This is a genomic window from Actinomadura sp. NPDC048032, from assembly GCF_040653175.1.
Classification (GTDB): domain Bacteria; phylum Actinomycetota; class Actinomycetes; order Streptosporangiales; family Streptosporangiaceae; genus Spirillospora; species Spirillospora verrucosospora.
Window position 1 is genome coordinate 1 of record NZ_JBEZJP010000652.1, and the last position, 2,953, is coordinate 2,953.

2 protein-coding genes are annotated in these 2,953 nt (G+C 56.3%); both read right to left on the reverse strand.

The features are described 5' to 3' along the window. Positions 1–193: 193 nt before the first annotated feature. Positions 194–1,522 carry a hypothetical protein gene (locus AB0C69_RS40600; RefSeq protein ID WP_360361855.1) on the reverse strand — a complete coding sequence of 443 codons (1,329 nt, stop codon included), beginning with the start codon at positions 1,520–1,522 and terminating at the stop codon, positions 194–196. An 86-nt stretch (positions 1,523–1,608) separates the two neighbouring features. Next, a partial coding sequence (locus tag AB0C69_RS40605) for a hypothetical protein (protein ID WP_360361858.1) occupies positions 1,609–2,953 on the reverse strand: 1,345 nt, incomplete at its 5' end.

Genomic DNA, 2,953 nt, shown 5'->3' on the forward strand with positions numbered 1-2,953 from the left:
GCATGTCCTTGGCGCGGTCGACGATGTAGACGAACCCGTCGTCGTCCAGGCGGGCCAGGTCGCGTCCGGTCCCGCCGCGCCGCGTCGCCCGTCCGCCCCAAGCCATCGAGAACGCTCACTGGAATGTATGACCAGTCTCATCATGCCGACTAGCCGAAGGCCCTTAAAACCGCGCGATACCGATCATTCGCCGCTACTTGAGGATGGCGCCGCGGGCGAAGTTTTCCAAGATGCGACTGCTCGGGACTTCCGACAGAGAGACGAGCCTGTTCGCCAATGCCACCGGGATTAGGGCGTTGTCATACATCGAGCAGCGGAGTTCCGAGACCCCAGCCAGTACGTCAGCGAGGTTAATATAGTCCTCGAACTTGGGGGCGGATTTATGTCCGCCGAAGGTCGGTACGGTAGCCACGTAGGTGCTCCCGTCCTTCGCCTTGAAGATCATTTTTCCGCCCCAGTATGTATTCTCGCCGTAAGTAATTGTTCCACCGGGGTCGCCGGGCACGACATACTTATAGATGTACTTACTCGAAAGTGGTAGCACGACTCCAGTGAAGCTATCTTTGGTTCGAATCTCGGATAGCTCCCTGTCGAGGCTCTTCTCGATATGCATCGCGTGCTCTACGAAGGATCCGCTCTTCTCAAGTCCCACGATGTTCAGGAGCGGGAGAACCTTGCTTTGGTCTGCCGGGTCGCGGTACGAGCCGAGGAAGTTCGCCAGATCTCGCAAGGGATCGGTCAGAGTGAAGACTTGGCCGAAGAGGGCCAGTGGGCCATCCTTGATGAACAAAAACTCTCTTAGCAGCGTGGGCTTCGCCAATTCCCACAGGGTCTGGATCACCTGGACGAGTGCCAAGGTCTCCAGGGCGGAGAGCAAGTAGGGAGTAACGGGACTTGCACCCTGCTCCTCGTCGACGAGTTCGTGCAGCCGGAGTACGTCCACCAGGTAGATGGGCCCACCGCAGTTCCCGCACTCCGACCGGTAGGGAGTTTCTGCAGTAAGTACAATCTCTTTACGCTCACACCCATTGATGTCCCTGTTTGGGCAGTGGCGAAGAGTGCGGCTTACACCAGGCGTATTCGTCCAGCGGCGAAAGAGTAGCCAGTGAAGTGCATCGTATAGAGACTTGGCGCCCTCAATATCACGAGCGAGGAACTCGTGAAGCGTCAGGCGAAGCGATTCTTGCAGGCCGAGGCCAGCGCGGGAGATGTTGCGTGTGGGGAGCGCGAGTTGGAAGCGCTGGATCTTCTTTAGCTTGGCAAGGTCTTCGGGTGCGATAAACGTCTCGCGGTCGAGTTGCCGTAGATCCTTCAGACTGAAGATCAGCGGACCGAACGCAAAGAAGGTGATCGTGGCAGAAGGGAAGTCGTCGCGCACTACTGCTTCGCGAAAACTACCGTCCACTGCGATAACATGCTTGATCGCCTGCACCGTAGGCGCCGGAACTTGTACCAGAAGTTCGCGGACGGTTTGGGTGTCAGCTGGACGAGGGACGCTGCACTGCGCCAAGAGGTCCTTCACCTCTTGGGAGGCAATGATATTAGCGTGAGAGATCTTGCTAGCCCGTTCCATGGGCTTACGCCCGCGAATATTGGAGTAAGCCACGCTCAGACCCCGGCTTCCGCGACCTTGAACGGATCGACCTGAATAGGCACGATAAACGTATTTGAGTCAGTCTTGAGGCGAATGAAACCCTTGTCAGTGGTTCGCCGGAGACTGTCTGTGAAGTCCTCAAAGTCGTAGAACTTGTCCAGTTCTCTTAGCTCGTCCCTGTTGTTGAGATGTGAGACGAACCAGTTCTGAGTGTTCTTCAGAATACTTCCGGAAATCGAGCTGACTTCCTGTGTTGCGTAACACAGGCCAAGCCGGAGCTTCTGGCCCTCCTTGGCGATGCGGTTATAGATCTGAGTTAGATCCTTTTCCTCCCTTCGCGGGAAGAGGTTGTGGGCCTCTTCGAAGTACATTTGAATGAAGTTGGTCTGCTCGTTCTTGATGAATCGGTCCATCGCTTCATTGAATATCTTCCGGGACACGCGCTCGGAGTAGGTGCCTTGGATTTCCGGATTTCCCTGGGACAGATCGAGAATCACGATCTTGCCCGCCCGGAGCAGACCCACGATCTCATCATCGAACGGATCCCCGACACTGTTTGTGTGAAGCGACTTGTGCTTCATAAGCTTTCGGTAGCCGGCTTCGTTTGCATTACCGCCAGGCTTGGCCTTGCGCGTGAGGAAGCGCATGAGAGTTTGAGTGTCTTCATCTGCCCAATCACGGCCGGATCTTTGGGCCTTTAGCGCCTGAAATGGACCGTTGGGGTCGTCATAATTCTCCCATGCCGCTGTGAACCAGGCGATGGTGTCATCAAGCGAGATTCCTTCGCTCGGATCTACGCCAGCGAGCCCAGGGATACCACTGTTTCTAATCGTGGCGTTCGACTGGAACCTGATCTGCCGTCCGCCGTTGCTGTAGCCAGCAGCCTTCAGACATGCCTGGTAGGCGGCCTTCTTGACACCGTAACGCGTGCTGGCGGAGCGGTCATCGCGGTCGGGCTCAGTCCAATCGATCGAACAGAAAGCGCGCGTATATGTACTTGTATCGTCGTCGAGTAGGCTGGCCAGCAGTGCGTGTCCCTCTGCGATCGAGCGATGAAAATTGAGCTTCATGACCTTAAAGCCAGGCTTCTCAAGGACACTGTAACGAGTGACGTCGTGGGGGTACTGCTCGAAAATTGCGGTGCCGTCGTCCTGCTGGTTGGCATTGGCGTACTCGCCATTTATATCGAAGATAATCTGACCGACAGGTTGGATCGGCTCGTCCTTAATCTTGACTCCGGACTCGGAGATACCGACTGTCGCTTGAATGATCTTCTTTACTGAATTGGACTTGCCGGTTCGTCTGCCTGGAGGATGTCCCGGAGGGCCGTCCGCACTGTCACGGTGTCGACGGGGCCGT